Origin of the sequence: Roseivivax sediminis, from assembly GCF_900112685.1 — a bacterium.
In the GTDB taxonomy this organism is placed as follows: domain Bacteria; phylum Pseudomonadota; class Alphaproteobacteria; order Rhodobacterales; family Rhodobacteraceae; genus Roseivivax; species Roseivivax sediminis.
On record NZ_FOMS01000008.1, the window covers coordinates 14,534 to 39,288 of the forward strand.

Below are 24,755 nucleotides of genomic sequence, written 5' to 3' on the forward strand. Positions count from 1 at the left end.
ACGGCCCGCGCGGGGCGGGCCGTCCGTGTGTCGCGGCGGCGGCCTCAGCCGTTGGTGTAGGGCGGGCCGGCTTGGTTGATGACCTCGTTGTACTCGCGGAAGATGCCGACGATCCTCTCGTGCACCTCGCCCTCCTGGGCGATCTCTTCCCAGAACTCCTTCGCCGCGGTCTCGACCTCGGCCCATTCCTCGGCCGGGACGGTGCGCAGTTCCAGCTTCTCGCCCTGGGCGCGCAGCCGCGCCTCTCCGCCCCAGTACCACTGGTTGCGGTAGGTGTGGCCGGCCTCGATCGCCGCCATGACCAGCTGCTTGAGGTGGTCCGGCAGGTCGGCCCAACGCTCCTGGTTGACGAAGAACGACCCGATCCAGGCGCCCGAGATGTTGTTCGTGAGGAAGTAGTCGGTCACGTCCGCCCAGCCGACGGTGTAATCCTCGGTGATGCCCGACCAGGCCATGCCGTCAAGCTCCCCGGTCTGGACCGCGACCTCGGCGTCCTCGTAGGGGATGTTCACCGGCACCACGCCGAAGCGGCTCAGGAAGCGACCCGCCGTCGGGAAGGTGTAGAGCTTCAGCCCGTCGAGGTCGTCGACCGACGTGATCTCGCGCTTGGTGTTGAAGTTGCAGGGGTCCTGCCCGGCGGCCGACAGCCACTTCACGCCGACCTTGGCATATTCCTCGTCCCAGATCTCGGCGAGGCCGTACTGGTTGAACAGCACCGGCACGTCGAGGATGTGCTTGGTCGCGAACGGGAAATAACCCCCGAACACGCGCAGCGGCGTGGGCGAGGCCATGCTGTCGTCGTCCGAGTGCACGCCGTCGATGGTGCCGCGCTGGAGCGCCTGGAACAGCTCCCCGGTGGGCACGATCTGGTCGGCGTAGAACAGCTCGATCTCGAGCTCGCCGTTCGCGGCATTGTTGATGTAGTCGATGATCGGCTTGGTCACCTGTTCGCCCAGCGCGGTGCCCGCGTAGGTCTGGAAGCGCCAGCGGATCGGCTCCTGCGCGCGGGCGATGCCGGGGGCGGCAAGGCTCGCCGGGGCAGCGATGGCCGCGCCCTTGATCATGTTGCGTCTGGTTAAAGCCATGTTGGTCTCTCCTGTTGTCGGGTTATGGGAGGGGCCGGTTTTGCCCGGCCTCTTCGGTTTGAAATCAGCGTGAATAGACGAGCTCCGGCAGCCACAGCGCGATCTGCGGAAAGACCATCACCAGCGCCAGCGCGACGATCATCACCCCCACGAACGGCACGATGGAGCGGTAGATGTCTCGGATGGTGATCTCGGGCGGTGCCATCGCCCGCATCAGGAACAGGTTATAGCCGAAGGGCGGCGTCATGTAGGCGATCTGGCAGGTGATGGTGTAAAGGACGCCGTACCACACGAGGTTGAAGCCCAGCTCTCCGACCAGCGGCACGTAAAGCGGCGCGACGATGACCAGCATCGCGGTATCGTCGAGGAACGTACCCATGACGATGAAGCTCAGCTGCATCAGGATCAGGATGACCCAGGGCGACAGGCCCCATTGCGTCGTGAACAGATCCTCGATCGCCTTCACCGCACCCAGCCCGTCGAACACCGCCCCGAAGGCCAGCGCGGCGAGGATGATCCACATGAACATGCAGGTGATGGCGAGCGTCTGGCGCACGCTGGTTTCGAACACGCGCCACGTCATCCGGCGCTTCAGGATCGCGGCCACGAAGGCGGCGATGGCGCCGATGGCGGAGGATTCGACGAGGCTCGTCCAGCCGTTCACGAAAGGCACCATCATCACCGCGAAGATGCCGACCGGCAGGAGTCCGGCGCTCAGCAGACGGAGCTTCTCGGCCCGGGTGTATTGAGCCCGCTCCTCGGGCGGCAGCGTCGGCCCCAGCGACGGCGTTATCCGGCAGCGGATGGCGATGTAGATTACGAAGAGCGCCGCCATCATCAGCCCCGGGATCGCGCCTGCCAGCCAGAGCTGCCCCACAGGCTGCCGCGCGATCATCGCATAGAGGACCAGCACCACGGAGGGCGGCACGAGGATGCCCAGACTGGACCCCGCCTGTATGACCCCCGTGACCATCAGCTTGTCGTAATTGCGCTTCAGAAGCTCCGGCAGCGCGATGGTCGCGCCGATCGCCATGCCCGCGACGCTGAGGCCGTTCATCGCCGAGATCAGCACCATCAGCCCGATCGTCCCGATGGCCAGACCGCCGTTCAGCCCGCCCATCCAGACGTGGAACATCTTGTAGAGGTCGTCGGCGATCTTGGACTCCGACAGCACGTAGCCCATGAAGATGAACATCGGCAGCGTCAGCAGCGGGTACCACCGCATCACCTTGATCGCCGCCGAGAAGCCGATGTCGTAGCCGCCCCGGTCACCCCACAGGAACACCGCCGCCACGACGGCGACGAACCCGATGGCCCCGAACACCCGCTGCCCGGTGAAGAGCATGAGCATCATCGTGGAGAACATGAGCGCCGCGATCAGCTCATAGGGCATCGCTGGGCTCCTGGTTCTGGTGGCGCAGCGGCTCGCCGGTCTTGATGAAGAGGATGTCCTTGGCCAGCTCGCTCAGCGCCTGCAGCAGCATGAGCGCGATACCGATGCACATCGTCACCTTGATCGGCCAGAGATAGGGGCGCCAGGCGGAGGGGCTGCGCTCTCCGCCGTACTGGAAGGAATAGATGGTGGACTCGATCCCGCCCCAGAGCAGGATCACGAGGTAGACCAGCAGGAACAGAACCGTGAAACAATCCGTCCAGGCCTTCTTGCGGGGGCTGAACTCGCCGTAGAACAGGTCCATCCGGACATTGGCGCCCATCTGCATCGCGTAGGGCCCGCCGAGGATGTAGTAGCCGACCATCACGAACTGCGCCATTTCCAGCGTCCAGAGCGTCGGCGTGAAGAAGGTCTTGTTGACGGACGAGAACAGCAGGATCCCCATCAGCACGAAGATCCCGAACATGATCACCCGTCCGAGGACGTAGTTGAAGCGGTCCACCACCGCGACATAAGCCCGGAGCGCGCCGATCATTCCGCCACCCTGTCTACGCCACCGGCCCCCTGCCCGAGCGCGTCCCACGCGCGCGTCAGCGTCTCCTGCAGATGTGCGGCCATGGCGCGCGCGGTCTCGGCCGTGGCGATCAGGTCGTTGCGGATTTCGATCATCACCGCCGGGCGGCCGGCATCGTCGCCGTGCCGCCGTAGCGTGTAGGTCACACCATCGGATGCCGCGTAGGGTTCGTTCAGGGCGGCGCGGTACCGTCCGCGCGGCGCTTCGACCTCCAGCGCGGCGCGCGCGAAGCTTTCGTCATGATGGCACAGGAACCCAAGCTCCACCGCGCGGTGCTGCCCGTGATAGACCGGCGTGAAACTATGGATGGTGACAAGCGCGGCGCGGCCGGCCGCGACCTCCTCCACCGCCGCATGGAACGGATCGTGCACCAGCGCCACGCGCTGCGCGCGCGCGGCTGCGTCTAGGTCGCGATTGCCAGGAACCGCGATCACCTCGCTCTGAGCGGGCACCGCGTCGTGCGCCTCGGGCGGGCGATTGCAGTCGTAGACGAGCCGCGACAGCGTACCCGCGACCAGCGGCGCATCGAGTCCCTCGGCCAGCGCCACCGCCACGTCGCGTGCGCCGATATCCCAGGCGGCATGGCTGTCCCGCGCCTCGGGCGCGAGGCCCAGCGCGTCCAACTCTTCGGGGATCGCCAGCGCGGCATGTTCGCATACCAGCACGAAGGGCGACCGGCCGTACCGGTTCACCATCTCCACCGCTGTCCACGCGCTGTCGCCCATGATGCTTGCCCACTGTCCCGAGTATTGTAGACATCACTACAGCAGCCACTTGCATGTCAATCTTGCTTCTGAAATTTTTCATACACAGAATTCAGGTCTGAACAGAAAGGAACGCCGCTTGGACAGGACGCCGCTGGTCCGGGACCTCCTGAGGGAAAAACAGGATGAATTGACCGCGTCCGAACGGCGGCTGAGCGCGGTGCTGCTGAACGACTCACTGGTGATGGGCCTGCAATCCATCACCAGGCTGGCGGAAAGCGCCGAGGTCTCGACGCCGACCATCGTGCGTCTTGCCCGGAAACTGGGCTTCGAGGGCTTCCCCGATCTTCAGGACGCGATCCGCGAAGAGGTGGCGGCGCGCATGAAACAGCCGCTCGCCAAGCTCGACGCGGCCGAGCGGGCGGAACCACCCGACCACATCGTCTCGCGCTTCGTGCGCGCGGTGTCCGAGAACATCAACCGCACGCTCGACCGGCTCGACCTCGAGGAGTTCGACCGCGTGGCGGAGCTGCTCTCGGACCCCGAGCGCCGGCTGCACCTTCTGGGCGGGCGCATCACCCGCTCGAACGCGCATTACTTCTTCAATCACCTGCAGATCATCCGCCCGCAGGTCTTTCTTCTCGACAGCTCGCCCAGCGTCTGGCCGCAATCGCTGCTCGACATGGACGAACGCTCCACGGTGATCGTCTTCGACATCCGCCGCTACGAGAAGGAGCTGGAGAAGCTCGCCGGGCTGGCCGTCGACCAGGGCGCCAATATCGTGCTGTTCACCGACACCTGGGGCTCGCCCATCGAGAAGCACGCCGCGCATTGCTTCCGGGTGATGGTCGAGGTGCCGTCGAGCTGGGATTCGACGCTGGCGATGAACCTGCTGATCGAGGCGCTGGTCGCCGAGGTCCAGAGCCGCCGGTCGGATTCGAGCGCCGAGCGGATCACCGCCCTGGAGAACATGATCGGCGAATCGCGGATCTTCCGCAGTCTCTGAGCGCGCACCGCAGGCCGCGGTTGACCGGCGCCCGCGACTCGGAGTTTGATGAAATTGCATAGACCCAGACAGGCAGCCACCCGTTCACAGAGCTGCAGCCCAACAGGGGGACTACAACCATGAGATTCCGCACGACGTCCACCGCCGCCGCCGCGCTGATCGCAGCGACCGGCGCCGGGGCGCACCCGCTCGATGGCCTGACCGCCGAGGAGATCGACAGCGTCCGCGCAGTGCTGGCCGGGGCCGGTCACATCACCGAGGACAGCCGCTGGCACCTGATCGAGCTCTACGAGCCCGAGAAATCCGAGGTGTTGACCTGGTCCGAGGGCGACGCCGTGCCGAGGGAGGCGATCGTCAACGTCACCGCGGACGGCACAACCTATCGCGGCATCGTCGACATCGCGGACGGCTCGGTCACCGAATGGGCCGAGGCGGAGGGCGAGCCGATGCTGCTGGTCGAGGAATTCGTCGGCGCGATGGAGCTTGCCCTGTCGAATCCCGATTTCGTCGCCGGGCTCGAGGAACGCGGGCTGACGCCCGACGACGTGTTCTGCCTGCCGCTCACCGCCGGCGCCTTCGGCGATCCGGATGAGGAGGGCCGGCGGCTGATGAAGGTGCCCTGCTACGTGCTGCCCGAAGGGTCGAACTGGTATGCCAAGCCGATCGAGGGGCTCTATGCCACGGTCGACCTGCGCGGCGACGAGGTGGTCGAGGTCATCGACACCGGAGTGGTACCGCTGCCCGAGGATTCCTGGGGCTACACCGCCGAAGAGATCGCCGCCCGCGACGACATGGAGATGCGCGAGGACACCCCCCGCGCCGGAGTGGCGCAGCCCGAGGGCTCCGGAAACGTGACCGTCGATGGCAGCCTGATCGAATGGGACATGTGGTCGATGCGCTGGCGCATCGACAAGCGCCCCGGCGTGGTGCTGTCGCAGATCGAAGCGGACGGCCGCGAGGTGCTCTACCAGGCGCACCTGTCGGAGGTTTTCGTACCCTACATGGACCCCTCCGAGGGCTGGTACTGGCGCACCTACATGGACAGCGGCGAATACGGCTTCGGCATCTTCCTGTCGCCCTTGCGCGCCGGGGTCGACTGCCCGAGCTACGCCACCTTCCTGCCGGCGCTCGTTCATGCGGACGACGGCACGCCGCTCGAGATCCCCGACGCGATCTGCGTGTTCGAGCGGCAGGTGGGCGATCCCGCCTGGCGGCATTTCGAGATCTTCGCGCAGGGCCCTGACACCTTCACCCCGACCGAGGGGCGCCCGGCGACCGAACTGGTGGTGCGCTCGGCCTCCGAGGTCGGCAACTACGACTACCTGATCGACTATCGCTTCGACCAGTCGGGGCGGATGCGGGTCATGGTGGGCTCCACCGGGCTGGACGCGGTGAAGGGTGTCGCGGCGACCTCCATGGAAAGCGAGACCGCGGAAGCGGACACGCAGCACGGCACCCTGATCGCGCCGCACCTCGTTGCGCCGAACCACGACCACTTCTTCAACTTCCGGCTGGATTTCGACATCGACGGGCAGGCCAACAGCTTCATGCGCACGGGGATCGTGCCGGCCACCGCGCCCGACGACATCCCGCGCCGGTCGATGTGGGTGACCGAGCAGGAGATGCCGCAGACCGAGGGCGAGGCGAAGTACAAGGTGAACCCGGACACGCCGGCGATGTACCACGTGGGCAACATGGGCGTGACCTCGGGGCTCGGGCATCACCCGAGCTACATGATCAACCCCGGCAATTCGGTGGCCTACACGCCGCTCGACGTGGAAAACGATCCGCCGGCGATGCGCAATCCCTATATCGAGCACACGATGTTCGTGACGCCCTATGACCGGGACGAGAGGTACGCGGGCGGCGAGTATGCCTTCCAGAGCGACGGGTCGGACACTCTGGCGACCTGGATGCAGTCGGACGACAGCATCGCGGACACCGACATCGTGACCTGGTACACGATGGGCTTCCACCACATCCCGAGGATGGAGGACTGGCCGGTGATGCCGCTGATGTGGAAGGGGATCACGCTCGCGCCGTTCAACTTCTTCGACCACAACCCGGCGATCACCGTCCCGGCTGTGGGCGGGGACCAAGAGTAGAACGAGCTATAGCGCACATAGCATCGCCCCCGCCCCATTGGCGGGGGCGTTTTTGCGACGGGGCGCCAGCGTTCAACGGGTCCACCCATGGCGTGAGCCGCGCATCGTCGGGCCGCGGTGCGGCGATCCTGCCCGTCGAACAAATCGCTTTATGGCAGCCATGTCCGGATGACCTCCGATCTTCGCGCCAAGCGTCGCCAAATCGCCGTGCCGGGGGGCGGCCCGGCGATGCGCGGCGGCCTTCGGCCTTTGCTCCGCGCCGAGGGATCGGTCGGGCGCAGCGCGCGCTGCGCTCGGCACCGACCGACCGAACGGCCCTCTCAGATCGGCACCGACCCCACGCTCGCCCCGCCACAGACATACAGCGTCTGGCCGGTCACGAAGCCGTTCTCGGGCTCCGCGAAGAACATGAAGGCCCGCGTGACGTCCCCGGTCTCGCCCAGCCGCCGCACCGGGATGCGCTGCGCGAGGCCCTCTTCCTGGTCGGAGCCCTTGGGCACGATACCCCAGAAATTGTCCGTCCGGATCGGCCCCGGCGCGACCACGTTCACGGTGATCCCGTGCGGCGCCAGTTCCAGCGCCCAGGTCCGCGCCATGCCGAGCATCCCGGCCTTCGACGCACCGTAGGCGGTGCGCGTCGGCGCCCCCAAAGCGGCGCGGGAGGAGTTGAACATCACCCGCCCGAAGCCGCGCGCCTTCATCGCCGGCAGGAACGCCTGCACCAGCGTCAGCGCCGACCCCAGGTGAAGCTGCGCCAGCCCGGTGATGTCCTCCGGTTTCGCCTCTTCCACGAGGTTCGGCCAGATGACGCCTGCGTTGTGCACCAGATGCGTGACCTCGTGCCGCTCCGCGATGCCGCGCGCCGCCTCGGCCACGGCCCCGGCGTCCAGCAGATCGCATTCGACATGCTCGATCCGGTCCGCCGCCGTCTCGGGCGCGTGCCGCGCCACCGACACCACGCGGTAGCCGCGCTCCAGCATCGCGAGGGCGAGGTCGAGTCCGATGCCCTTGTTGCCCCCGGTGATGACCGCCGTGTAGCTCATGCCGTTTCCTTCTCCACCAGCGCCAGCACGCGCAGCGGGCTTCCCGTTCCGTTGCGGATCTTGAGCGGCGCAGCCAGCAGCATCGCGCCGGTCGCCGGCAGCCGATCGAGGCCGGACAGGCATTGCAGCCCGTAGCGCCCGGCGCCGTGCAGGTGATAATGCGCCGGATAGGGCGGCTCGAAATGCGTGGCCTGGCCCGCGTCCGTGCCCACCGTCTCGGTCCCGAAGCCGCGGATGCCGCGCTCTTCCACGAGGTAAAGCACCGCGCCCGCGTCGGGCCCCGGCGAATGCGCGCCGTCCTCGCGCATGTTGAGGTATTTGGCCCCCGACCGCTTCGACCAGTCGGTGCGCATCAGCACCCAGGCGCCTTCGGGGATGGCGCCATGCTCGGCCTCCCACGCCTCGATGCGAGCGCGGGTGAGGATGTAATCCTCGTCTTCCGCCGACTCGGCCGAGCAGTCGATGACGCAGACCGGCCCGACGAAGGCCGCCGGGTCGATCTCGTCAACCGCGCCATTCGCCACGTCACGCCCCGAGATCCAGTGGCAGGGCGCGTCGAAATGCGTGCCGGTATGCTCGGACATGTGGAGGTTGTGCCACTTCCACGCCGGGCCGCGGTGATCGTAGGCCGAGATTTCCTCCATCCGGAAGCGCGCACATTGCCCGAATTCGGGCGGCAGCACGATCACCGGGAAATCGGGGTCGAGCGTGTGGGTCAGGTCCACCACCTCGACCGCGCCCGAGGCCATCGCCCCGGCCAGATCCGCCAAGACGCTCATGCCCCGCCCTCCGACACTTGCCGTTCCACAACCTTCGGATCCTGCCGCAGCCGGTCGCGCAGGTCCTGCGCGACGTCGCCGCACCAGATCTCCTCCGTCCCGTCGCGGAGGCCCTGGACCAGCGAGCGCGCCAGCGCCTTCGGCAGCACCTTGGGCGGCGGCACGTCCTGGTGCCAGTCGTCCTCCGTCGGGCCGACAAACAGCGTCGCGACCCGCACGCCGCCCGGCCTCAGCTCCGCCCGCAGCGTCTGCGCCGCCGAGAGCGCCGCCGCCTGGCTGGCGTTGAAGCCGCCATAGGCCGGATCGCTCGCCAGCGCGTGCACCGACAGGATGTTGACCCAGGCCACCGCGTTGTTGACGCCGTCCGCGCCGCGGGCCCGCATGCCCGGCCCGAAGGCCTGCGCAAGCCGCATGAGGCCAAAGGCGTTCACGTCCATCTCGCGCTGCGCGAAGCCGACGTCGCCGCGGGACAGGATGCCGCCCGGGCGCACGAAGCGCGCGTTGTTGACGAGGATGTCCACCTTGCCGCCGATCTCTCCGGCCAGTTCCACGACCGAGGACGTGTCGGTGACGTCGAGCGGCAGAAGCTGCACACCCTCCATCGCGGCCAGCGTCTCGCGCTGCGGATAGGGCCGCCAGGTTTCGGCCTCGCCCACGAACACCACGCTCGCGCCCGCATCCAGCAGCGCCTTGGCCAGCGCCGGGGCGTTCGCCTGCCGCGCGTCGGTGAGCAGGACGCGGCGGTGCTTCGGATCGCAGGTCAGCTCCCGCAGCTCGGGATCGTCGGCCATGTTCGGTGTCTCCCCCTCGGGCAGCGCCATCAGCACCCCCTGCCCGGCCCGGTCCAGCCGGTTGATGAGCCGCACGCGCCCGCCCTTCTCGCAATCGCCGTGAACATGCGCGACGACCGACACGCCGACGTCGAGCCGCACCGTCCCCGTGCGCCACGGCGCCGCACGGCGGAAGTAGAGGTTGGGCGAGGTGCGCACCGTCGTCTCCGCGATCAGGGTGCCGGCGGGATCGGTGTCGCGCCAGCGCAGATCGGTCGACAGGCACCCGTGGCAGGCATCGCGCGGCGGATACTGGACCGCGCCGCATTCCGCGCAATGCTGGAGGGCAAAGCGCGCCTCGGCCGCCGCCGCACTCAGGCCGAGTGCCGCGCGCGACCGCGCGGCCGGCGGCGACAGCGGCACCGCCTGCGGTTTCTGCGGGTTCTTCTTCGGCGGGGGCGCGATCGGATCGGTCATGCCGCCCCCTCGATCACCGCGGCGCCGGAGCACAGCCCGCGGTCGTAATTGATCATCCCGAAGCCCGAGACGAGCGCCTTCCGCGCCTCCGCGACCTGCGTCGGCCCGGCGGTCTGCGTCACCTGCCGGATCGCCTCCACCAGCCCGATGAAGCCGCCGCCCGCGCCCGCCTGCCCGGCCGAAAGCTGCCCGCCAGAGGTGTTGTGCGGCAGATCGCCCGTGACGGTCAGGTCCTTGTTCCGCAGGTACTCCGGCGCGGCGCCCTTGTCGCAGAAACCGAGGTCCTCGAATTGCAGCATGGAGATCACCGGGTAGTCGTCATAGGTCTGGACGAGGTCCATGTCCTCGGGGCCGCAGCCCGCGCAGGACCACAGCGTGTCGCGGTCCATCTCCCACCCGCCGCGGAGCTGCATGGGATCGTCCGGGAAGGCATTGTGCCGCTCGATGGTCGAGGAGATGCGCGCCGCCGGAAGACCGCGCTTGGCAGCCTCGTCTTCGGTCATCACAAGGAACGCCTCCGCCCCGGCGCAGGGCATCACGCAATCGAAGAGCGCGATGGGGTCGGCGATGGGCCGCGCCGCAAGGTAGTCGTCCAGCGTCAGCGGCTTCTTCATCACCGCGTTGGGGTACCGCAGGGCGTTGTCGCGCTGCGCCACGCAGATCCGGCCGAAATCCTCGCGCGTCGCGCCGTACTCGGTCATGTAGCGGTCGGTCAGCAGGGCGAACATCGCGTTCGGCCCGCCGTAGCCGTAAGGGTACGCGGCATCCATCGCGAAGCGCGAGAAGCTCGACAGAAGCTTGCGGAACGAATCGATCTGGTTGGTGTCGCCCGCGACGCAGGCGACGATGTCGGCATCGCCCGCCTGCACCGCCCGCGCCGCGCGGCGCAGGGCCACCACGCCCGAGGCGCCGCCCATCGGGATGGAGTCGAGCCAGCGCGGCGTGAAGCCGAGATGCTGTGTCAGCCCGACCGGCGTGTCGGGGAACAGCGTGAAGGACGCGACCGACAGCCCGTCGACGTCCTCCTTGCGCAGCCCGGCGGCGTCCAGAGCGCCTTTCAGCCCGCGCGCCAGCCAGTGATGCGCGGTCTCGGTCGAATAGCGGGTGTAGGGCGTGGAGAAGGGCGCGGCGATCACCACCCCGTCATAGGATTGCGGTGTTCTCATGCGGCCTGACGCTTCTTCATCTTGCGGGTGTCGATGGTGCCCGCGTCCGCCAGAAGATCGGCGGCCAGCGTCTTGAGCACCCCGCGCTGGATCTTGTTGGTCGCGGTGAGCGGCAGCTCACCTACGAAGGCGACGTAGCCGGGCACCTTGTAATAGGCCATCTGGCCGAGCGCCCACTCCACGATATCGCGGGCCAGCGCCTCTCCGGCCTCGCCCGAGACCTTGAGGCAGGCGAAGACCTCGTCGCCGCGCACGTCGTCGGGAACCGCCGCGACGCCCGCCGCCTCGATCGCCGGATGGCGCATGAGCACCGATTCCACCTCCACCGCGGCGATGTTCTCGCCCGAGCGGCGGATCACGTTCTTCTTGCGGTCGACGAAGACCATGTCGCCGGACGGCTCCTGCCGCACGACGTCACCGGTGTGGAACCAGCCCCCCTCCCAGACCTTCGCGGTCTCTTCGGCGTTCTTCCAGTATTCGGTGAAAAAGCCCCGGCGCGGGTCGTCGCCCTTACGACGCACCAGGAGTTCACCGGGCGTGTTCGGGGCCACGTCGGCGCCGGCATCGTCCACGAGCCGCACCTCCAGTTCCGGCCCCGGTCGGCCGAAGCACGCCTCGCCCACGCGGCGCGGTTCGTGATTTGCGGCCACCACAGCGCCGGCGCCGGTTTCGGTCATCGCCCAGGCCTCCATCAGCGGGAAGCCGAAGCGCGTCTCGAACGGGCCGTGCAGCTTGGGATCGACCCCCGCGCCGAAGCCGAAACGCACCGAATGGGCGCGGTCAGCGGGATCCTCCGGCGCGCCCATCAGCATCGACGGCATCACGCCGAGGTAGTGCAGGCAGGTGGCGCCACTCTCCTTCACGGAGGCCCACCACGTGCGCGGGTGGAACCGGTCGAGCGCGGTCAGGCAGCCGCCCACGGCGACCATCGCCATGAAGGAATAGGCCATCGCGTTCATGTGGAAGATCGGCAGCGGCGTCAGCATCCGTTCACCGTCCTCGGTCAGCGTGCAGACGCCGCCCGCGCCGGCGTACCAGCGCCCGGCCTCGAGGAAATAGGTGTTGGAGAGAACGCAGCCCTTGGGCTGGCCCGTGGTGCCGGAGGTATAGAGCATCGCCGCCTCGCGCGCCTCGGGCGCGACATCGGCGTCGAAAACCGGCCCGCCGCGCGGCGCCGGCACGTCCTCGCCCGGCGCGCAGACCGGCAGGTCGAGGCCCGCCGCCTGCCCGGCCGCGCGCAGTTCCTCGCAGCGCGCGGGGATCGCGACGACCAGCGCGGGCTCGGCGTGGCCGGCCATGTATTCCAGCTCTGCCGCGCGCAGGTCGGGGTTCACCGGCACCACCGACAGGCCCAGCCCGTTGAGTGCGATCCAGTAGAGGAAGAAATCCGGCCGGTTCTCGAGCAGCAGCATGACCCGCTGGCCGGGCGCGTAGCCCGAAGCCGCGAACGCCTCTCGCAGCGCGAGGACCCGCGCCTGCGCAGCGTCATAGGTGATCTCTCCCGCCGCGATCCCGTAGATGTCCGCCGTCTCGGCCAGAACGTTCAGCACCGGCCGCTCGGGCCAGAGGCCCGCCGCCGCCGCGAAGGCCTCGGCGACCGTCTCCGCTTCCATCGGCCTCATGGCAGAAGCTGGATGTTGCCGAAGGCGGCGTCGCAATTGAGGATGTCGACCCGTTTCTGCCGGATCAGCAGCCGGTCGGCATCGCGCACAAGGTCGTGCGTCGCGGTCAGCGCGAGCAGGATCTGCTCGTCGAGCCGCGTCTCCACGTAGTGCATCTGCGTCGTCACCAGATATTCGCCCGCCTCGTTGTCGATCCTGTCGACATAGGGTCGCTGGATGACGTGATGGCACCGCGTCTTGGGCTTCTGCGAAAAGGTCCGCGCCCCGGCCAGACGCTCGATCCGGAGGCGCAGCATGAACTGGTCCTCCCACATCAGCGAGGTCTCGTGGATCGGATCCTCCTGCTGATAGTCGAGCGGCATCCAGTACATGCCGTCCTTCGTCCACAGGTTCAGCCAGTCGTCGTAATGGCCGAAATCGAGCATCCGGACCTCGTCGTAGACGAAGTCGATCAGGTCCTCGCGGGTCACGTCGCGGTTCTTGACGTCGAGCGTGGTCATTCCGCGGCCTCCAGCACTTCGGCCTCGGGCATCGAGGCGGTCATGAACTTCACCCAGGCATTGAACTGGTTGCGCATCTGCCGCTCCGTCGTGCCGTTCTCCACCGCTTCGGCGTCGAAATCCTCGTCGTCCTGGTAGAGCCGCTGGACGTTCACCCATTCCAGCCCGTCGGCCATCAGGCCCTCCTGCGCGCGTTCGTACATCTCAAGATCGTCGTGCCCGACGATTGAGGTCGGCGCGTTGATCATCCGGTTGTACATCGCGGTGCGCGCGACCAGCTCGTCGGGCGCGTCGACCAGACGGTAGATCCAGCTTTCCACCAGCGTCTTGTCCGGCCCCAGCGGGATGAAGTTGCGGAGCTGCTGGATCGGCCCCTTGATCATGATGTTGGGGAAATAGACCGTGTTGTGCCGGTTCTCGCCCAGGATCTCCTTGGCGCGTTCCTCGCCATAGGCTTCTTTCATCGCCTCTTCGTAGCCGGGGATCTCGGAATAATCGGCGTGGATCGAAGTGTGCACGCCGGTGTGTCCGTGCCCGTTCGGCCAGGTGCGGATGCCCATTTCCTCGAAGAACTCGTAAGGGCTCATGAACGGCGCGATGATCTGCATCGCCGGGGGCTTCGGCGCGTCCTTCGGCATGTCCATCTCTTCCCAGATCTTCACCGCCGTCCCGGCGCTGCTTTCATGCGCGACCATCGGGTGGCAGGTGTCGGTCTGGTTCTCGACCAGCATCTTCCAGTTGCAGCGGTGCATGTAGCGCAGGGGCTGGCCCACGACCTCGAGCCGCCCGGCCGGCGAGCGGTCGACCATGTTGTCGAAGGACGACAGCGAATCCCCGAAATATTCCTCGAAGGAGATCCCCTCTTCGGCCAGCCGCGCGAAGATGAAGCCGCGATAATTGTGGACGTCGCCCACCGCCTTCATGCCCCGGGCGCTCTCGGTCTCGGAAAGGCCGGTGCCGTCGTAGCCCTTCTTCAGCGGGATCGCGAGAAGGCAGCCGTCGGTCTTGAAGGACCAGGCGTGATAGGGGCAGCGGAAGAACTTGCCGGTGTTGCCGGTGCGGTCGATGGCGATCTTGGTGCCCTTGTGCGGGCAACGGTTGTAGAGAACCTTCACCTCGCCATCAGAGTGCCGCACCATGATGACCGGCTGATCGCCGATCTGCGTGGTGTAGTAATCGCCCTTCTTCGGGACCTGGCTGTCATGGCCGACGAAGACCCAAGTATTGGCGAAAAGGTGCTTCATCTCGAGCCGGTAGACCTCCGGCGAGGTGTAGATGTCGCGGTGCACCTGGTAGGGCGTCACCAGCGCCTCGACGTCGGCGCGGGTCTGATACTTGGCCTGGGGCATGTCCTTGGTCCTCCCTTCTCAGAGGTCGAGTTTCAGGCGGGCGGATTTCGCCCGGCTGACACAGATCTGCATGACCTTGTTCGAGGCGCGTTCTTCGGACGACAGCACCACATCGCGATGGTCCGGCTCGCCCTCCAGCACGTCGGTCTGGCAGATGCCGCAATCGCCGCGCTGACAGTCGTAGATGAGATCCTCGCCCGCCTCTTCGAGCACCTCGATGATCGTGCGGCCCGGCGGGATCGTGTAGACTTCGCCGGAGGAGGCAAGCTCCACCTCGAAGGCCGTGTCGCCGTCCTGGTCCGCCGGGGCGTCGAAAAGCTCGAAATGGATCTGTTCGGCGGGATAGCCCTCGGCCTCGGCCGCGGCCTTCACCGCCTTGATCATCGCCTTGGGTCCGCAGACATAGACATGCGCCGAGGGATCGGCCGCCTTCACGATGCCGGCCACGTCCAGCGGCCCGCCCGCGCGGTCGTCGTGATGCATACTCAGCGCGTCGCCATGCGCCTCGGCCAGCCGGTCCGCGAAGGCCGCGGCCGCCTCGGACCGCACGGCGTAATGCAGCGCGTAGGGCGCGCCGCGCGCCTTGAGCGCGGTCGCCATCGACACGATCGGGGTGATCCCGATGCCGCCGGCGATCAGAACGGAGGGCGCGTCGCCCCCGGCCAGCGGGAAATCGTTCGACGGCCCCTCGACGGCGACGGTGTCGCCCTCGCTCAGCCCGTGCATGTAGCGCGACCCGCCGGTGCTCTCGGCCTCCAGCCGGATGCCGAAGCGGTAGGCGGCCGGCGCCGCCGCCCCGCCGTCCCAGTCGATCAGGCTGTAGGACCGCGTGGTACCGTCGGGCAGGTGCACGTCGACATGGGCGCCCGGATCGTAGGCAGGCAGCGGCGATCCGTCCGGCGCCTCCAGCGTCACGGCCCGAATCAGCTCCGCCGCCTCGGCGATTTCGGTCACCTTGAGATCCAGTGCCGTCATGCCACCCCCTTTGGATGCAGGCGCAAATGCCTTTCGATGCTTCAAGCATGAAAGATCCTGCGCCGTTGCGTCAAGCTTCAAGCCCAAAAAAATGCGTTTTCATGTTTTTCGTTTGTCATGAGCCGAAATCGGCGCTTACCCTCGGCGCCAGATCCATCACAGGGAGTGTCACCAATGAACAGGATCGCACGAACACTGACTGCAAGCGCGGTCGCGCTCGCAGCGGCCTCCGTTTCGGTCTCGGCGCAGGAGACGACGCTGCGGCTGTCGAACTGGCTGCCGCCGTCGCATCCGATCGTGAAGGACATCGTCGTGCCCTGGGCCGAAGACGTCGAAGAGGCGACCGAGGGCCGCGTGACGGTGGAGATCCTCGATGCAGCGCTCGGCCCGCCGCCGGCGCATTTCGACCTCGCCGCGACCGGCGCGGCGGATGTCACCTATGCGCCGCACGGCTACACGCCCGGACGGTTCGGCCTGACGGACATCGCCGAGCTGCCGCTGATCACGCCGTCCTCGACCGCGCTGTCGGTCGCCTACCAGCGCGTCCACGAGGAGATGCTGGCCGAGGCGGGCGAACACCAGGGGGTGAAGGTCCTGTCGGTCTGGACCCACGGGCCCGGGCACCTGTTCACCACCGGCGCCGACGTCACGCCGCTCGACACGGTCGAGGGGCTGAAGATCCGCGTGGGTGGCCCGCTGCCGTCGCAACTGGCCGAACAGATGGGCATGGTGCCGCTGCAATCGCCGTCGACCCAGACCTACGAGGTGCTGTCGGGCGGCGTCGCCGACGCGATCTACTTCCCCTACGAGTCGGTCACCTTCTTCAACCTCGACGAGCTGCTGACCAAGGCGCTGCGGGTGGACGGCGGGCTCTACAACACGTCGTTCTTCATGGTGATGAACCAGGCGAAGTGGGAGAGCCTCTCCGAAGAGGACCAGGCTGCCATCGATGAGGTCTCGGGCGAAGCACTGGCCCGCATGGCCGGCCAGGCCTGGGACAACGCCGACGAAGCGGGCCTCGAGGCGATGGAAGGCAGCGTCGAATTCCACGACGCCACCGAGGAAGAGCGCGCGCAGATCGAGGCCTGGTCCGAGCCGCTTTACGAAGAGGTGCGCGCCAAGTTCGAGGCGAAGGGCGTGGATTTCGACGCCGCGCTCGAGATGCTGACCTCGGAGGCCGAGAAGGTCGCGTCGGAATGAGCGCACCTCAAACCACCACAGGGCGCCGCGCCGGCGCCCTGCGATCCGCCTTCCGGCGCATCACGGCAGTCCTGACCGGCGTGCTGCTGCTGACGCTGACCGCGATCACGCTGGTCGACGTGCTGGGGCGCTACTTCTTCTCCAGCCCCCTGCCCGGCGCGACGGAGCTGACCGAGCTTCTGGTCATGGCCATCGTCTTCGCCGGCCTGCCGGCGATCTGCCTCGACGACGGGCACATCACCGTCGATCTGTTCACTACGCGCCTGAAAGGCCGGGCCGAGGGCGTGCAGACTTTCCTGTCTCGCCTCGTCGTCGCGGTCATGCTCGCCATCGTCGCCTGGCAGATGTGGGAGCACGGCGCCCGCATCGGCAGCTACGGCTCCACCACCACCTATCTGCGCATCCCGCTTCAGCCGGCAGCGCAGGCGGCCAGCGTGCTCTGCGCCGTCTCCGCGCTGATCGTCGCGACGCTGGCGGTCCTGCGCCTGCCCAAGGGCCGCTCCGAGGAGATCTGACATGGACTGGCCCATCGGCCTCGCGCTTCTGCTCGGGCTCATCTTCGCGGGCGTGCCGATCGCCTTCGCGCTCTCGGCCATCGGCCTTGTCGGCGTGATCTCGATCATCGGCCTCGATCCCGCATTCGCCATGCTGGGGCAGGTCTATTTCGACAGCGGCCGCAGCTACACGCTGTCGGTGGTGCCGCTGTTCCTGCTCATGGGCAACTTCATCGTGCAATCGGGCATCGCGTCCGAGCTTTACGACGCCGCGAATGCCTGGCTGCGCCACCGCAAGGGCGGGCTGGCGATGGCCACCATCGTCGCCTGCGGCGGCTTCTCTTCGGTCTGCGGATCGTCGCTCGCCACCACCGCGACGATGGGGCGGATTTCCCTGCCGGCGATGAAGCGCTACGGCTATTCCGACAGCCTCGCAGCGGCATCGGTCGCCGCCGGCGGCACGCTCGGCATCCTGATCCCGCCCTCGGTGATCCTGGTGATCTACGGCATCCTGACGCAACAGGACATCGGCAAGCTGTTCCTCGCCGGGCTCGTGCCCGGGCTCATCGGCATCCTGTTCTACATGGGCGCGGTGCGCCTGTCGCTTTGGATGCGGGCCGAAGATCACGGCCGGATCGACAAGCTGCCCCTTGCCGAACGGCTGCGCGCCACGCGCGGCGTCGCCGGGGCGCTGGTCCTGTTCGTCTTCGTGCTGGGGGGCATCTACCTCGGCGTCTTCACCGCGACGGAGGCCGCGGGCATGGGCGCCGGCGGGTCGATCCTGATCACCGCGCTGCGTGGAAAGCTGGGCCTGCGCGAGACGCTGGCGACGCTCTTCGACACCGCCAAGACAACGGCAGTGATGTTCTTCATCCTGTTCGGCGCGCTCTATTTCCTGAACTACGTGAACCTCGCGGGGCTGACGACCGACCTGCGCGGATGGATCAACGGGCTCGGCGTCGGGCGGATCGAGCTGATCCTGATGCTGATCGTGCTGTTCCTGATCCTCGGCTGCCTGCTGGAGAGCCTGTCGATGATCCTGCTGACGGTGCCGGTGCTCTATCCCATCGTGCAGGGCATGGGGATCGACCTGATCTGGTTCGGCGTCTTCGTCGTCGTCGCGACGGAGCTGAGCTACATCACCCCGCCCATCGGCATGAACGTCTTCGTCATGCGGCTCGTCGCGCCGGACATCCCGCTGGAGCGGGTGTTCGCGGGCGTCCTGCCCTTCGTCATCGTCGATGTCGGCCGGCTGCTGTTGCTGATCGCGGTGCCGGGGCTTGTCCTCTTCATCCCGAACTCGATGTGAGCGTCATGGGCACGGAACCGCGCCAGGGTGATCTGAACGAGGGGGGCGACGGCGACGCCCCCTTCGTGGCCGACTACCTGCTATTCCTGCTCGCCTCCACCAGCGCGGCGGCGAGCGCGGAATTTCACGCCGTGGTGCGGGCCGAGGGGCTTCGGGTGCGGGAATGGCGCGTGCTGGCGTGCCTCCACGACGAGGACGGCCAGATGACCACGCGGCTGGCAGAGCTTGCGCTGATGGAGCAATCGCGCCTGACCCGGATCATCGACCAGATGCACACGTCCGGGCTCGTCGAACGTCGCAGCGACGCCGAGGACCGACGCCGCGTCCGGGTGTTCCTGACGGAGCGCGGTGCCGCCGTGGCCGCAAACATGATCGAGAAGGCGCGCGCGCACGAGGCGGCTCTCATCGCCCGCCTGCCGGGCGCGAGCGGCGAGACCTTGAAGCGCCTGCTGAAGCGGGTGCACGCGGAACTGGTGGACGGGGAGTAGGGGTGCCGCCCGGAAATGGCGCCCGCTTTTCGCGCCGGTCGCCGGCCACGGGCGCGAATTGCACACAGAGCCACCGAAGGGGCCGGGCGCGCGCCGGACCGGGGTCTGGCGCTGCAGCGTCCAAGGTCAGCGCTTTATCCGCGCCACGCCCCTCTGCAATATGAGCGCTGCAAGAGGATGACATCGCGCCAGACCGGAGGGCCGGTCCGGCGCACGCCCGGCCCCTGCGGTGCTGTTCGGGCGGGCAGAGCTTTGCTCCCCCTCGGCCCGCCGTGTGCCGGCGACACGCGCCCCGCCCTTCGCAGGGTGGGCAATCTGCCCACCCCGCGCCGGTCACGACTGCGGCAGCACCGCGGTCGCCTCGATCTCCAGTTGCGCGTCGTCCTCGACCAGCGCGGTGACCACGACCATGGTCATCGCAGGGAAATGGTAGCCCATCACCTCGCGGTAGGCCTTTCCGATCTCCTTCTGGCGGGCGAGGTACTCTTTCTTGTCGGTCACGTACCAGGTCAGTCGGGTGATGTCGGTCACCTCGCCGCCGGCGGCGCGCACGACATCGGCGATGTTCCTGAGCGCCTGGCTCATCTGGCCGATGAAGTCGTGCGTCTCGAACACCTGCTCGGCGGTCCAGCCGATCTGCCCGCCGACGAACAGAACGCGGCCCTCGGCCACGACGCCGTTCGCGTAGCCCTTCGCCGGGGTCCAGCCCTCGGGTTGAATGGTCATCGTGCTCACGGGGCCTCGTCCTCCTTGTAGCTCGTCAATGTCGCGCGCTTGTCGTCGGGCCAGCGGATCGACGCCATCCGGTCGAGATCCACCAGCACCAGGGTGCCCCGCGCCGTAAGCCGTGCTTCGTCGCAGGACGCCGCCCGCAGGGTGAAATCGAGGCTCGCGCCGCCGATCCGGGTGACAAAGAGCATCCAGTCCAGCGCGTCCCCCAGCCGCGACGATGCGTGGAACTCGGTCTCGATCCGGCCCATCGGCACGCCGACGCGCTCCACGCTGTGCATCTGGCGGAACGACCAACCCACGGCGTCGCCGAAGAACGTCTCCACCACCTCGTTGATCATCTCGAAATAGCGCGGATAGAACACGATCGCCGCGGGATCGCAGTGCTGGAACATCACCCGTGTCCGATGCCGAAACGCCGCCATCGTTCAGCCCCGCCTCGCCTGGATCGTCCTGTCCCTCGCGCACATGCCGCGTCTCCTTCCGCCGGACGGCCACGGCCGCCTCTTCTTTCATCACTTTTCCTGACCGCGACAAAAACTTCAAGCCTAAAGTTTTAGGCTTGAAATGACTGCCGCGCGATGTGACATTCGACGGAAATGTTGCAGGGAAGGAGCGCGCGATGAAGACCGTCTGTCTCGGGGGCGGCCCGGCCGGCCTCTACTTCGCCATCAGCCTGAAACTTCGCCAGCCCGACTGGGAGGTCGTGGTGATCGAGCGCAACCGCGCCGACGACACCTTCGGCTGGGGCGTGGTGCTGTCGGACGAGACGCTCGACAACCTCCAGGCCAACGACCCGTCGAGCGCGAAGCTCATCCGCGATCACTTCGCCTACTGGGACGATATCAAGGTGGTGAAGGAGGACGTGGAGATCACGTCGACCGGCCACGGCTTCTGCGGCCTCGGGCGCAAGACCATGCTGCTGCTGCTTCAGGACCGCGCCCGCGAGCTTGGCGTCGACATGCGCTTCGAGACCGAGGTGGACGACATCGACGCGCTGCGCACCGAGTACGACCTCGTGGTCGCCGCCGACGGCATCAACTCCAAGACCCGCACCCGCTACGAGGACGCCTTCAGGCCCGAGATCGACACGCGGGCGTGCAAATTCGTCTGGCTGGGCACGCACGCGAAGTTCGACGACGCCTTCACCTTCATCTTCAAGAAGACGAAAGCCGGCTGGATCTGGGCGCATGCCTACCAGTTCGACGCCGACACCGCGACGTTCATCGTCGAATGCGCCGAGGACACCTGGCGCGGGCTCGGCTTCGACACGATGGGCCAGGAGGAGATGATCGCGCTTTGCGAGAAGATCTTCGCCGATCACCTCGGCGGCCACCCCCTTATGTCGAACATGAAGCACCTGCGCGGCTCAGCGTGGCTGAACTTCAACCGCGTGCTGTGCGAGAAGTGGCACCACGAGAACGTGGTCCTCTTGGGCGATGCCTCGGCCACCGCGCATTTCTCCATCGGCTCGGGCACCAAGCTGGCGCTGGAATCGGCAATCGCGCTGGCGGATCTGGTCACGAAAGAGCCGTCGCTGGAGAAGGCCTTCGAGACCTACCAGGAGGACCGCCGCCTCGACGTCCTCCGCCTGCAATCGGCCGCCCGCAACTCGACCGAGTGGTTCGAGGAGGTGGAGCGCTACCTTCACCTCGACCCGGTGCAGTTCAACTATTCGCTGCTGACCCGGTCGCAGCGCATCAGCCACGAGAACCTGCGCCTGCGCGACGCCGACTGGCTGCGCTCGGCCGAGGAATGGTTCCAGACGCAGGCCGGCGCCAACGGCGTTCACCGCGCGCCGATGTTCGCCCCCTTCCAGTTGCGCGACATGCGCCTGAAGAACCGCGTCGTCGTCTCGCCCATGGCGCAGTACAAGGCCGTGGACGGCAAGCCGACCGACTGGCACTTCGTCCATTATTCCGAACGCGCCAAGGGCGGCGCGGGCCTCGTCTATATCGAGATGACCTGCGTGAGCCCCGAGGGCCGGATCACGCCGGGCTGCCCGGGTCTCTACGCGCCCGAGCACGAGGCCGAATGGACGCGCCTGTGCGACTTCGTGCACGGCGAGACGGACGCGAAGCTCTGCATGCAGATCGGCCATTCCGGCCGCAAGGGCTCTACCCAGCTGGGGTGGGAGACGATGGACGCGCCGCTGGCCTCGGGCAATTGGCAGACCATGTCCGCCTCGCCGATCCCGTGGGACGAGGGGCACGAACCGCCGAAGGAAATGGACCGCGCCGACATGGACCGCGTGCGGGACGAATTCGTCGCTGCCGCCGAGATGGCCGAGCGCGCCGGTTTCGACATGATCGAGCTGCACGCCGCCCACGGCTACCTGCTGTCGTCGTTCATCTCGCCCATCTCCAACGTGCGGGAGGACGAGTACGGCGGATCGCTCGAGAACCGCATGCGCTACCCGCTTGAGGTCTTCCGCGCCATGCGCGCGGTCTGGCCTGAGGAAAAGCCGATGTCGGTGCGGATCTCCGCGACCGACTGGGTCGGGGAGCGCGGCGTCGAGGGCGAGGAGGCCGTCGAGATCGCGCAGATGTTCCGCGACGCGGGCGTCGACATCGTCGATGTCTCGGCGGGCCAGACGAGCGTGGAGGCGAAACCCGTCTACGGGCGCATGTTCCAGACGCCGTTCTCGGACCGCATCCGCAACGAGAAGGGCATCCCGACCATGGCGGTCGGCAACATCTACGAGCCCGACCACGTCAACTCCATCCTCATGGCCGGCCGCGCGGACCTCGTCTGCCTTGCGCGCCCCCACCTCGCGGACCCGTACTGGACGCTGCACGCAGCCGCGGCCTTGCAGGACGAGGAAAGCGCCTGGCCCCTGCCCTACCTGCCCGGCCGCGACCAGATGCGCCGCCTCGCCGAGCGTGGCGAAGGCCTCGGGATCCGGGTATGAGCGGGATCGCCATGACGGATCTGACCGGCAAGACGGCGCTCGTCACCGGCGGCGGCGCCGGCCTCGGCGCGAACCTCGCGCGCGGGCTGGCGGAGGCGGGCGCGACGGTCTGGGTCGCCGGGCGCCGGGCCGAACCGCTGGAGGCGCTGGCGAAAACGCACGAGCGGCTGCACGCGGTCGAAGTCGACGTGACCGACGAGACCGCCGTGAAGGCGATGTTCGACTTCACCGGCGCCTGCGACATCGTGATCGCCAATGCCGGCGCTTCGGTCAGCGCGCCGTTCACGAAGACGGACATCGATACGTGGCGGCAGATGGTCGACGTGAATCTCACCGGCGCCTTCCTGACACTGCGCGAAGGCGCGATCCGCCTCAAGGGCGCGGAATGGGGGCGGCTGATCGCGGTGGCCTCCACGGCGGGCCTGAAGGGCTACGGCTACGTCTCGGCCTATGCGGCGGCCAAGCACGGGGTCGTCGGCATGGTGAAATCGGCGGCGCTGGAGATGGCGAAGACCGGGATCACGGTGAACGCGCTCTGCCCCGGCTTCCTCGATACGGAGATGACCGACCGTTCGGTCGCCAACATCGCCGAGAAGACCGGCATGACGCCGGAAGACGCGCGCGCCAGCCTCGAGAAGATGTCGCCGCAGCGCCGCCTGATCCGGCCAGAGGAAGTCACCGCCGCGGCACTCTGGCTCTGCGGGCCGGGCTCGGAAGGGATCACCGGACAGACGGTGGCCATCGCGGGCGGCGAGGTCTAGGCGCCCCCGGTAGGGTGGGCAATCTGCCCACCGCCGGGCGAAGGGTGGGCAGATTGCCCACCCTACGGACCCGCGCTCACGACGCCCGGCGCACCTGCGAGAACCCCGCCATCGCGGCGTAGCCGCCGACGATGGCCTTGCGGTCCTCGTGGCTCAGCACCTTGTCGATGTCCCTGAACCCGGCGGGGGCGAGCTTTTCCACCGCGTCGATCACGCGCTCCGGCCCGCCGACGCGGTTGGTGCGCACCACGTCCGCCGTCTTCGGCAGCCGCTCCTTCTCGTAGGCCCAGAGCGCCGCGCGGGGATGTTCCGCCCCCGCCAGCGCATCCGCCAGGCAACGCGCATCGAGGATCGCCTGGCTCGCGCCGTTCGATCCGACCGGGTACATCGGGTGCGCCGCGTCGCCCAGCAGCGTCACCCGCCCGAAGGTCCAGCGCGGCAGCGGGTCGCGGTCGGCCATGGGATACTCGTAGATCGCCGGCGTGGCCCGGACGAGCCCGGCGATGTCCATGCCCGGCACGTGAAAGCGCAGCGCGTGCGGCAGCACATTCGCCAGCGGCGCCTGCCGCGACCAGTTGTCGGGCGGCGGGGTGGAGACCGCCGGATCCTTGATCCGCACGTTCACCACCCAGTTCATCAGCTGCGTCTTTCCCGTCGCCGGCGCGATCGGGTAAAGCACGAACTTGCCCCCGAGCCCGCCGCCGATCGCCATGGACTCGCCGTCCTCCCAGACCGGCCACTCGGCGGCGCCGCGCCACATCACCACGCCCTGCCAGGACGGCGCGCCCTCGTTCGGGTAGAACACCCGCCGGCCCGCCGAATGGATGCCGTCGGCACAGATCAGCACCTCGCCGCGCACGGTTTCCCCGGCGCCGCCCTCGGCGGCATCGGTGAAATGCGCCGTCACGCCAGCCTCGTCCTGCACGAAGCCGGCAAGGCGCCGCCCGGTGCGGATCGCCCCGGGCCCGAGCCGGTCGATCACCGCGTCGTGGATCGCCTTCTGCAGCCGCCCGCGGTGGATCGAGAATTGCGGCACCTCGTGGCCGGCATGCATGCCCCTGAGCTCGGACCAGACCTCCTGCCCCTGCCGGGTAAGGTACGTCAGCTTGCGCGTCCGCACCCCGACCTTGTCCAGCGCCGGCAGCAGGCCGAGCCCCGCCAGTTCGCGGATCGCGTGCGGCAGCACGTTGATGCCGACACCGACCTCGCGCACCTCGCGCGCCGCCTCGTAGATCACGCAAGGGATGCCCCGCGCATGGCACATCAGCGCCGTGGTCAGCCCGCCGATCCCCGCGCCCGCAATGATGACGGTCAT

23 protein-coding genes are annotated in these 24,755 nt (G+C 67.8%); 8 read left to right on the forward strand and 15 right to left on the reverse strand.

The genetic code is table 11. The features are described 5' to 3' along the window. Positions 1-44: 44 nt before the first annotated feature. From F3H57_RS13125 to F3H57_RS13140, 4 genes are all read right to left on the reverse strand, one after another. A complete protein-coding gene (locus F3H57_RS13125) occupies positions 45-1,085 on the reverse strand; it encodes a TRAP transporter substrate-binding protein (RefSeq protein WP_149756376.1) in 1,041 nt (346 codons plus the stop codon). 64 nt (positions 1,086-1,149) lie between these two features. Then, positions 1,150-2,478 carry a TRAP transporter large permease gene (locus F3H57_RS13130; RefSeq protein ID WP_149756377.1) on the reverse strand — a complete coding sequence of 443 codons (1,329 nt, stop codon included), beginning with the start codon at positions 2,476-2,478 and terminating at the stop codon, positions 1,150-1,152. Beyond that, positions 2,468-3,013 carry a TRAP transporter small permease subunit gene (locus tag F3H57_RS13135; protein WP_394349834.1) on the reverse strand — a complete coding sequence of 182 codons (546 nt, stop codon included), beginning with the start codon at positions 3,011-3,013 and terminating at the stop codon, positions 2,468-2,470. The genes F3H57_RS13130 and F3H57_RS13135 overlap by 11 nt, the downstream gene beginning before the upstream one ends. After that, a complete protein-coding gene (locus tag F3H57_RS13140; RefSeq protein ID WP_149756378.1) occupies positions 3,010-3,777 on the reverse strand; it encodes an N-formylglutamate amidohydrolase in 768 nt (255 codons plus the stop codon). The genes F3H57_RS13135 and F3H57_RS13140 overlap by 4 nt, the downstream gene beginning before the upstream one ends. A gap of 118 nt (positions 3,778-3,895) precedes the next feature. Here F3H57_RS13140 and F3H57_RS13145 point away from each other — a divergent pair, with 118 nt between their 5' ends. Both F3H57_RS13145 and F3H57_RS13150 read left to right on the forward strand, forming a co-directional pair. After that, positions 3,896-4,762 (forward strand): MurR/RpiR family transcriptional regulator, encoded by an 867-nt coding sequence (locus F3H57_RS13145; protein ID WP_149756379.1) that lies wholly within the window; start codon positions 3,896-3,898, stop codon positions 4,760-4,762. A 119-nt stretch (positions 4,763-4,881) separates the two neighbouring features. Then, on the forward strand, positions 4,882-6,867 hold the full coding sequence (locus tag F3H57_RS13150; protein ID WP_149756380.1) for a copper amine oxidase: 1,986 nt from the start codon (positions 4,882-4,884) through the stop codon (positions 6,865-6,867). Positions 6,868-7,187: 320 nt separating this feature from the next. Here F3H57_RS13150 and F3H57_RS13155 read toward each other — a convergent pair whose 3' ends face one another. From F3H57_RS13155 to F3H57_RS13190, 8 genes are read right to left on the reverse strand one after another with little or no spacing between them, the layout of a single operon-like run. After that, entirely contained in the window at positions 7,188-7,910 is a 723-nt protein-coding gene (locus F3H57_RS13155) for an SDR family NAD(P)-dependent oxidoreductase (protein ID WP_149756381.1), read from the reverse strand. Next, the gene (locus F3H57_RS13160; RefSeq protein WP_149756382.1) at positions 7,907-8,689 is read right to left on the reverse strand and encodes a cyclase family protein; all 783 of its coding nucleotides are present in this window, start codon (positions 8,687-8,689) and stop codon (positions 7,907-7,909) included. Before F3H57_RS13160 ends, F3H57_RS13155 begins: the two co-directional genes overlap by 4 nt. After that, on the reverse strand, positions 8,686-9,936 hold the full coding sequence (locus F3H57_RS13165) for an SDR family oxidoreductase (RefSeq protein ID WP_149756383.1): 1,251 nt from the start codon (positions 9,934-9,936) through the stop codon (positions 8,686-8,688). The genes F3H57_RS13160 and F3H57_RS13165 overlap by 4 nt, the downstream gene beginning before the upstream one ends. Further along, complete coding sequence (locus F3H57_RS13170) at positions 9,933-11,102, reverse strand: thiolase family protein (protein ID WP_149756384.1); 1,170 nt, start codon at positions 11,100-11,102, stop codon at positions 9,933-9,935. The genes F3H57_RS13165 and F3H57_RS13170 overlap by 4 nt, the downstream gene beginning before the upstream one ends. Further along, positions 11,099-12,715, reverse strand: coding sequence for an AMP-binding protein (locus tag F3H57_RS13175; protein ID WP_188129683.1), 1,617 nt, complete (start codon positions 12,713-12,715; stop codon positions 11,099-11,101). Before F3H57_RS13175 ends, F3H57_RS13170 begins: the two co-directional genes overlap by 4 nt. 5 nt (positions 12,716-12,720) lie before the next feature. Then, positions 12,721-13,224, reverse strand: a complete 504-nt coding sequence (locus F3H57_RS13180) for an aromatic-ring-hydroxylating dioxygenase subunit beta (protein WP_149756386.1) — start codon at positions 13,222-13,224, stop codon at positions 12,721-12,723. Then, positions 13,221-14,573, reverse strand: coding sequence for an aromatic ring-hydroxylating dioxygenase subunit alpha (locus F3H57_RS13185; RefSeq protein ID WP_149756387.1), 1,353 nt, complete (start codon positions 14,571-14,573; stop codon positions 13,221-13,223). The genes F3H57_RS13180 and F3H57_RS13185 overlap by 4 nt, the downstream gene beginning before the upstream one ends. Positions 14,574-14,591: 18 nt before the next feature. Beyond that, positions 14,592-15,548, reverse strand: coding sequence for a PDR/VanB family oxidoreductase (locus tag F3H57_RS13190; protein ID WP_149756388.1), 957 nt, complete (start codon positions 15,546-15,548; stop codon positions 14,592-14,594). 174 nt (positions 15,549-15,722) lie between these two features. On the opposite strand from F3H57_RS13190, the gene F3H57_RS13195 reads away from it, so the two are divergent. Genes F3H57_RS13195 through F3H57_RS13210 form a run of 4 tightly spaced genes read left to right on the forward strand, consistent with a single transcriptional unit; the run spans position 15,723 to position 19,039 of the window. Beyond that, the gene (locus F3H57_RS13195; protein WP_149756389.1) at positions 15,723-16,748 is read left to right on the forward strand and encodes a TRAP transporter substrate-binding protein; all 1,026 of its coding nucleotides are present in this window, start codon (positions 15,723-15,725) and stop codon (positions 16,746-16,748) included. After that, the gene (locus tag F3H57_RS13200; RefSeq protein ID WP_149756390.1) at positions 16,745-17,263 is read left to right on the forward strand and encodes a TRAP transporter small permease; all 519 of its coding nucleotides are present in this window, start codon (positions 16,745-16,747) and stop codon (positions 17,261-17,263) included. The genes F3H57_RS13195 and F3H57_RS13200 overlap by 4 nt, the downstream gene beginning before the upstream one ends. 1 nt (position 17,264) lies before the next feature. Next, entirely contained in the window at positions 17,265-18,551 is a 1,287-nt protein-coding gene (locus F3H57_RS13205) for a TRAP transporter large permease (RefSeq protein WP_149756391.1), read from the forward strand. Between the two features lie 5 nt (positions 18,552-18,556). Then, entirely contained in the window at positions 18,557-19,039 is a 483-nt protein-coding gene (locus tag F3H57_RS13210) for a MarR family winged helix-turn-helix transcriptional regulator (RefSeq protein WP_149756392.1), read from the forward strand. Between the two features lie 333 nt (positions 19,040-19,372). On the opposite strand, the gene F3H57_RS13215 is transcribed toward F3H57_RS13210, so the two are convergent. Next, on the reverse strand, positions 19,373-19,765 hold the full coding sequence (locus F3H57_RS13215; RefSeq protein WP_394349836.1) for a RidA family protein: 393 nt from the start codon (positions 19,763-19,765) through the stop codon (positions 19,373-19,375). 5 nt (positions 19,766-19,770) lie between these two features. Continuing rightward, positions 19,771-20,163: an acyl-CoA thioesterase gene (locus F3H57_RS13220; RefSeq protein WP_223163074.1), complete on the reverse strand. Its 393-nt coding sequence runs from the start codon at positions 20,161-20,163 to the stop codon at positions 19,771-19,773. 227 nt (positions 20,164-20,390) lie between these two features. Between F3H57_RS13220 and F3H57_RS13225 the strand changes: the two genes are divergently transcribed. Together F3H57_RS13225 and F3H57_RS13230 are read left to right on the forward strand one after the other, a co-directional pair. Further along, the gene (locus F3H57_RS13225) at positions 20,391-22,679 is read left to right on the forward strand and encodes a bifunctional salicylyl-CoA 5-hydroxylase/oxidoreductase (protein WP_149756395.1); all 2,289 of its coding nucleotides are present in this window, start codon (positions 20,391-20,393) and stop codon (positions 22,677-22,679) included. After that, a complete protein-coding gene (locus F3H57_RS13230; RefSeq protein ID WP_223163075.1) occupies positions 22,676-23,440 on the forward strand; it encodes an SDR family NAD(P)-dependent oxidoreductase in 765 nt (254 codons plus the stop codon). Before F3H57_RS13225 ends, F3H57_RS13230 begins: the two co-directional genes overlap by 4 nt. 76 nt (positions 23,441-23,516) lie before the next feature. Here F3H57_RS13230 and F3H57_RS13235 read toward each other — a convergent pair whose 3' ends face one another. Next, positions 23,517-24,755 (reverse strand): flavin-dependent oxidoreductase, encoded by a 1,239-nt coding sequence (locus F3H57_RS13235; RefSeq protein ID WP_149756396.1) that lies wholly within the window; start codon positions 24,753-24,755, stop codon positions 23,517-23,519.